Below are 6,545 nucleotides of genomic sequence, written 5' to 3'. Positions count from 1 at the left end.
GGGGGGGGGGGGCCCCCCCCCCCGGGGGGGGGCCCCCCACGCCCGTTTCCGCGTCGGCTACTCGCCCTTCGGGTGCAGCCGGTGGGGACCGGCGGCCGGCTCCGTGCGGAGCTTCTCGTGCAGTTCCCTGCTCGCGTCGCTGAGCCGCGGCGGACCGTTGTGCGGGGCGGGAACGCCCGCGACGGTGGCCCCGGGAGCGGGCACCGGCTCGTACCGCGTGGGCGCCGTCACGGCCGTGTAGGCGGTCGCCGCCGCGATCGCCGCCGTCAGCCCGACGACCGCGCGGGTCCAGAAGCGGGTGCGGTGCTCCGAGGTGCGCCGGACGTCCGCCGCCGGACGCGGTTCGAGGGACACGGCGGGCGCGAGCGAGCCCAGCCGTTCGCGCAGCAGCGCCGACTGCTTCTCCGGCGCTACGTCGACCAGCTCGGGCAGCCGGTCGGCCAGCTCGGCATGCGCGTTGACCAGCCGGTTTCCGGCGGTCGGGGTGCTGGCCTCGGTCTCGGCGGCGGTGTCCGGGAGGTCGAGGCCGATGCCGTCGTAGAGCAGCACGGTGCGCCGGTGGGCGGGGGGCAGCGACAGCATCGCGTCCATGAGGATGCGGTCGGCGGGCTCGGCCGGCGGCTGGTCGGGGTGCCGGTGCGCCCGCCCGAGCCGGTGCCAGGGGGAGAGCGCGTACTCGTACGCCGCCGCGCGCACCCATCCGACGGGATCGGGGTCGGTGGCGACCTCGGGCCACTGCTGCCAGGCCTGGTGGAAGGCGCGCTCGACGGACTCGCGGGCGAGGGCGCGGCGCCCGGTGAGCAGGTACGTCTGCCGTACGAGGGCGGGCGCGGCGTAGCCGTAGAGCGCGTCGAAGGCTTCGGCGGGGGCGAGGGGCGTCGGCTCCGGCCGGTCCCCGGTTCCGGGCGCGGCGGGGTCGGAGTCGGCCGCGGCGGCCGGTTCCGGCGCGGCGTCCGGCGCCGGGTCGGGCCGGGCGGCGGGAGCGGGAGCGGCTGCCGGAGCGGTCGGCTCCGGGGGGTGGGCGGGGGCGGCCGGGGCCGGGTGGGGGGACCGGTGCCCGGTGGGGGCGGCGGCCCTGGCCTCGTGCCCCGGCGACCCGGCGGGGGGCTTCGCGGCCCGCTTGGCGGCGGCCTTGGGCCGGGTCTGGGCCGCGGCGGGCCGCGCCGCGCCACCGGCCTTGGCGAAGGCCCGTACCGCCCCGGCGACGCGGAGGGCGGCGCCGGGCGTCCCGGCCGCGGAGTTGTGCACGGGATCGCCCGCGGCGCCGGTCGGGGGGATGCGGGAGCCGTCGCCGCCGCCCTCCTCGGCCGCGTCCGCCCCGGTCAGCAGCTTGACGTAGGCCTCGCGCTTGCGGCCCCGGGGGGCCGTGCGGCCGGTCTCCCAGGAGCGGACCGTGGAGGGGGTCACGCCGACGGCGGTGGCGACGTCGTCATGGGTCAGCTCGGCCGCCTCGCGCAGTCTGCGGCGTTCCTTCGGGGAGGGAAGGACCAGCTCCGAGGTCGTCTCGACGCTTTGTGTCATGCCACACTCCCCGCGACCCGGCAGTCCTGGGCGAAAAAGTACATAAACGTATATTGAGCGACACCACGGGCATTCGCCTGTTACCCGCCCATAGCGCGTGTCGTTGGCACCATGGCGGGGTGACCCAAGTGACCGAACGCGGGACGTCCTTGCCGGCGGCGCCGCGCTCAGGAGGGCGGCGCCGTTCCCCGGCGGCCGCCGCGTGCGTGCTGGGCGGGGCCGTGGCCGCCGGACTGGGGCTCGGCTGCGTCGCCGTCCTCGTCATCGTGCTGTGGATCAGCTCGCCGTACCCCGACAGCGGCCCCGGCGGGGCCCTGCACGTGGCGGCCGGGCTGTGGCTGCTCGCCCACGGGACCGAGCTGATCAGGTACGACACCTTGTCCGGGGTGCCGGCGCCGGTGGGGATCACTCCCTTGCTGCTGCTGGGCCTGCCCATCCTCCTCATGCGGCGGGCGGCGCGGCTCGCGACCGACGACGGGGGCGGCGGCGAGGACGGCGCCGGAGCGGCCGGGGGCGAGGTGCTGTCCGCCGGAACGGTCTTCGCCGCGGTGCTCTGCGGCTACCTCGCCGTCGGGGCGGGCGCCACCGTGTACGCGGCCCGCGGGCCGGTGCCCGCCGATCCGCTCAGCGCGGCCTGGCACGTGCCGCTGGTCGCGGTGGTCTCGGCCGCCGCCGGGGTCTGGGCCGCGCGGGGCCGCCCGGGCGTGCGCTGGCCGGCCTGGGTGCCGAGGGGCGTGCGCAGGGCCTGTACGCGCCCCCGGTACGCGCTGGCGCTGCGGGCCGGGAGCGCGGGGGCGCTCGTACTCGTCGGCGGGGGCGCGCTGCTGCTCGCGGCCTCGCTGGCCTGGCACGCCGGGGAGGTCCAGGCGTCGTTCCTGTCGCTGACCGGGGTGTGGTCGGGCCGCTTCGCGGTGCTGCTGGTGGCGCTGGGGCTGGTGCCGAACGCGGCGGTGTGGGGTGCGGCGTACGCGCTCGGGCCGGGCTTCGCCGTGGGCACCGGGGCGACCGCGACCCCGCTCGGCTTCGCCGGATCGCCCGCGATGCCGGGCTTCCCGCTGCTGGCGGGACTGCCGCCGGAGGGGCCCGGCTCGCCGCTGACCTGGGCGGTGGGCGTGATCCCGGTGGCCGCCGGGCTGGTGGTGGGGTGGTTCGCGGTGCGGCGGGCCCGGGAGGTCTCCTACGGGGAGACCGCGCTGACCGCGGCGCTGGGCGGGGTGGTGTGCGGGATGCTGCTGGGCGGGCTCGCGGCGATCGCCGGGGGGCCGCTGGGCTCGCGGGAGCTGGCCGACTTCGGTCCGGTGTGGTGGACGACCGCGGCCGCGGCGGCGGCCTGGACGGTGGGAGCGGCGGTACCGGTGGCGCTGGTGGTGCACGGGTGGCGCGAGCGTCCGATGCGGTTGGCGCGGGCGGAGCGGGAGTCGCGGGACGAGCGGGCGGGCAGCTGGCACGACAGCGGCGTGCGGGACCTCCGCTGGGCGGCCCTCCGCAAGGCCGCGGGCACCCTGGTCCCGGATTTCCCGGCCCCTTGGACCCCCCTGCCGCCTGCGCCGCCGGTCGCCCCGGTCGCCCCGGTCGCCCCGGTCACCCCGTCCGCGCCGACCGGGGCCGGGGCCGAGGCCGCGGGCCCGGTGCCCGTGGCGGTGCCCGCACCGGCCCCGGAGGTCGAGGCGTCGGACGGGGGTGAGGTGGCCGCGACGCTGCGGGTGGCCCTGGACGAGCTGGCCGCCGACCCCGCCCCGGACGCTCCCGGTGTCCCGCGGGCGGGTGACCTGACCCCGGCGGTGGTGGGCGCACGGGTCATGACCCGGCGGGTCCCGCCCGACGAGGGGTGAGCGGTCCCCTCCGGACCCCTGAAAGCTCCCCTCCGGCGATCGGCTACTGGGGGACCTTCAGGATGTCGCCCAGGAAGTTGTTCGGGAGCTGGGTGTTGCACTGGAGCTCGGCCGTGTGCGTGAGGGCGTCGTCGCGGCAGACGTAGAAGTCCTTGTACGCGATCTGCAGGCCGTAGGTGCCCAGGGCCAGGACCAGCGCCAGCGTCGCCGTGACCAGGCCGCTGATGGCGGCCGCGCGCTGGGGGCGGGCCGCCGGGCCCAGGGAGGCCAGGCCGCTCTCGGCCGGGGCCGCGGCGGCCGCGCCCGCCGTGCCCGTGGCCTCCGCGGGCTCGGGGCGCTTGGCGCGCAGCGCGCTCACGCCCCAGTACAGCGCGAGCGCCCCCAGCAGCAGGCCCACCGACGGGATGCCGAAGACGCCGAGGAAGAAGCCCCACATGCCCGCGAGCAGGGCGTACCGGGCGCGCCGCTGGACGGGGTCGGACGGGTCCCAGCGGGCCGGGCCGCCCCCGAGGCCGTCCGGTCCGCCGTCACCGCCGTCCCGGCCGCGGCGTTCCTGTTCGTCCGCGCCGCGCCTCGGCGCCCAGGGCTGGTCGGGCCGCCCCTCCGGGGGAGCCGCGAAGGGATTGTCCTGCTGGCGGGAGTCGTCGGGCGCGGACGGCGGTGTGGGAGAGGAGGGCTGACGGCGGTCCGGCATCGGGTGCGTTTCTTCCCCTGTGTGGTGGTGTGGCGGGAGACGTGTGGCTGCTGTGTCCGGTGTAAATGACCGTGAACGGCTTGTATGCCTGACGCTACCTGCAGGTCGTCCCCCCGTCCCTCGGGGGCCGTCCGGTGTGCCGGTATCGTTGCAGGCGGTCGGTGGCTTCGTATGGTCCCCCGTATATCGGGGTGCCCGAGTTTCGTACGACCGTACAAAGACGAAACCCGCATTCCGCAAGAAAGGGCCTCCCATGGCCGCCTCCCGCCTGGTCGTGCTGGTCTCCGGCTCCGGCACCAACCTCCAGGCCCTGCTCGATGCCGTCGATCTGGGCGCCGAAGTCGTCGCCGTGGGGGCCGACCGCGAGAACATCGTGGGTCTGGAGCGGGCCGAGAAGGCCGGCATCCCCACGTTCGTGTGTCCCGTCAAGGGCTACGCCAGCCGCGCGGAGTGGGACGCCGCGCTCACCGAGGCCACCGCCGCCCACGAGCCGGACCTGGTGGTCTCCGCCGGGTTCATGAAGATCGTGGGCGAGCGGTTCATCGACCGCTTCGGCGGCCGGTTCATCAACACCCACCCCGCCCTGCTGCCCGCCTTCCCCGGCGCGCACGGCGTACGGGACGCCCTCGCGTACGGCGCGAAGGTCACCGGGTGCACGGTCCACTTCGTGGACACCGGCGTGGACACCGGTCCGATCATCGCCCAGGGTGTGGTCGAGGTCCTGGGCGAGGACGACGAAGCCGCTCTCCATGAGCGCATCAAGGAAGTCGAGCGCACGCTGCTCGTCGATGTCGTGGGGCGCCTGGCCCGGCACGGCTACCGCATTGAGGGACGAAAGGTAACAATCCAGTGACCGCCGTAGAGACCGCAGAGAGCAACGACCCCGTGACGACCCAGCGGCCGATCCGGCGCGCGCTCGTGAGCGTCTACGACAAGACGGGACTGGAAGAGCTGGCCCGCGGCCTGCACGAGGCGGGCGTCACGCTCGTCTCCACCGGCTCCACCGCCTCGAAGATCGCCGCCGCCGGGGTGCCCGTCACCAAGGTCGAGGAGCTGACCGGCTTCCCCGAGTGCCTGGACGGACGGGTCAAGACCCTGCACCCCCGCGTGCACGCGGGCATCCTCGCGGACCTGCGCCTGGAGGACCACCGTCGCCAGCTCGCCGAGCTGGAGGTCGAGCCCTTCGACCTGGTGATCGTCAACCTGTACCCCTTCCGCGAGACCGTCGCCTCCGGCGCGAGCCCCGACGAGTGCGTCGAGCAGATCGACATCGGCGGCCCCTCGATGGTCCGCGCCGCGGCCAAGAACCACCCGTCGGTCGCCGTGGTGACCAGCCCCGCGCGCTACGCCGACGTCCTCGCCGCGGCCCAGGGCGGCGGTTTCGACCTGACCGCGCGCAAGCGGCTGGCGGCCGAGGCCTTCCAGCACACCGCCGCCTACGACGTGGCCGTGGCCTCCTGGTTCACGAATGCGTACGCTCCGGAAGAGGGCGCGGTGCTCCCCGAGTTCCTGGCCGGCGCCTGGGACCGCAAGGCGAGCCTGCGCTACGGCGAGAACCCGCACCAGGCCGCCGCGCTGTACACGGACGGCCAGCCGGGCGGGCTCGCCAACGCCGAGCAGCTGCACGGCAAGGAGATGTCCTTCAACAACTACGTCGACACCGAGGCCGCCCGCCGGGCCGCCTACGACCACGACGAGCCCTGTGTCGCGATCATCAAGCACGCCAACCCGTGCGGCATCGCGGTCGGCGACGACGTCGCCGAGGCGCACCGCAAGGCGCACGCCTGCGACCCGCTGTCGGCCTTCGGCGGCGTGATCGCCGTCAACCGCCCGGTCACCGTCGCGCTCGCCGAGCAGGTCGCGGAGATCTTCACCGAGGTCATCGCCGCTCCGGCGTACGAGGACGGCGCGCTGGAGGTCCTCGCCAAGAAGAAGAACATCCGCGTCCTGAAGGTGGACGGCACCCCGCACCAGCCGGGCGACCTCAAGCCGATCAGCGGGGGCGCGCTGCTCCAGCACTCGGACCTCTTCCAGGCCGAGGGCGACGACCCGGCGAACTGGACCCTCGCCACCGGTGACGCCCTGTCGGCGGACGAACTGGCCGAGCTGGCCTTCGCCTGGACGGCCTGCCGCGCGGTCAAGTCGAACGCGATCCTGCTGGCCAAGGACCGTGCCTCGGTCGGCGTCGGCATGGGCCAGGTCAACCGCGTGGACTCCGCGAAGCTCGCCGTCGAGCGGGCCGGAGCCGAGCGCGCGCAGGGTTCGTACGCCGCGTCGGACGCCTTCTTCCCCTTCCCCGACGGGCTGGAGATCCTGACCGCCGCGGGCATCAAGGCCGTGGTGCAGCCGGGCGGCTCGGTCCGTGACGAGCAGGTCATCGAGGCCGCGCAGAAGGCGGGCGTCACGATGTACTTCACCGGGACGCGCCACTTCTTCCACTGATCCCACAGAGGTGAGAACGGCGAAGGCCGCGTCCCGCAGCGAGTGCGGGACGCGGC

At 75.6% G+C, this 6,545-nt stretch carries 5 protein-coding genes; 3 read left to right on the top strand and 2 right to left on the bottom strand.

The features are described from left to right. Window positions 1–57: 57 nt before the first annotated feature. Window positions 58–1,521: a helix-turn-helix domain-containing protein gene (locus tag ACFWAR_RS38995; protein WP_385788369.1), complete on the bottom strand. Its 1,464-nt coding sequence runs from the start codon at window positions 1,519–1,521 to the stop codon at window positions 58–60. A 119-nt stretch (window positions 1,522–1,640) separates the two neighbouring features. Between ACFWAR_RS38995 and ACFWAR_RS38990 the strand changes: the two genes are divergently transcribed. Beyond that, the gene (locus ACFWAR_RS38990; RefSeq protein WP_385788366.1) at window positions 1,641–3,353 is read left to right on the top strand and encodes a DUF6350 family protein; all 1,713 of its coding nucleotides are present in this window, start codon (window positions 1,641–1,643) and stop codon (window positions 3,351–3,353) included. A 43-nt stretch (window positions 3,354–3,396) separates the two neighbouring features. On the opposite strand, the gene ACFWAR_RS38985 is transcribed toward ACFWAR_RS38990, so the two are convergent. Next, window positions 3,397–4,047 (bottom strand): hypothetical protein, encoded by a 651-nt coding sequence (locus tag ACFWAR_RS38985; protein WP_385788363.1) that lies wholly within the window; start codon window positions 4,045–4,047, stop codon window positions 3,397–3,399. 253 nt (window positions 4,048–4,300) lie between these two features. On the opposite strand from ACFWAR_RS38985, the gene purN reads away from it, so the two are divergent. Beyond that, entirely contained in the window at window positions 4,301–4,900 is a 600-nt protein-coding gene (gene purN / locus ACFWAR_RS38980; RefSeq protein ID WP_385788360.1) for a phosphoribosylglycinamide formyltransferase, read from the top strand. Further along, window positions 4,897–6,489, top strand: coding sequence for a bifunctional phosphoribosylaminoimidazolecarboxamide formyltransferase/IMP cyclohydrolase (purH, locus tag ACFWAR_RS38975; RefSeq protein WP_385788357.1), 1,593 nt, complete (start codon window positions 4,897–4,899; stop codon window positions 6,487–6,489). The genes purN and purH overlap by 4 nt, the downstream gene beginning before the upstream one ends. Window positions 6,490–6,545: the final 56 nt, after the last annotated feature.

Origin of the sequence: Streptomyces sp. NPDC059917 (assembly GCF_042730635.1) — a bacterium.
In the GTDB taxonomy this organism is placed as follows: domain Bacteria; phylum Actinomycetota; class Actinomycetes; order Streptomycetales; family Streptomycetaceae; genus Streptomyces.
This window is presented reverse-complemented; position numbering and strand designations above follow the sequence as displayed.

Coding starts and splice junctions, on each gene's coding strand:
- ACFWAR_RS38995 (WP_385788369.1), bottom strand. CDS start 1,521: ATGACACAAAGCGTCGAGACGACCTCGGAGCTGGTCCTTCCCTCCCCG.
- ACFWAR_RS38985 (WP_385788363.1), bottom strand. CDS start 4,047: ATGCCGGACCGCCGTCAGCCCTCCTCTCCCACACCGCCGTCCGCGCCC.
- purN (WP_385788360.1), top strand. CDS start 4,301: ATGGCCGCCTCCCGCCTGGTCGTGCTGGTCTCCGGCTCCGGCACCAAC.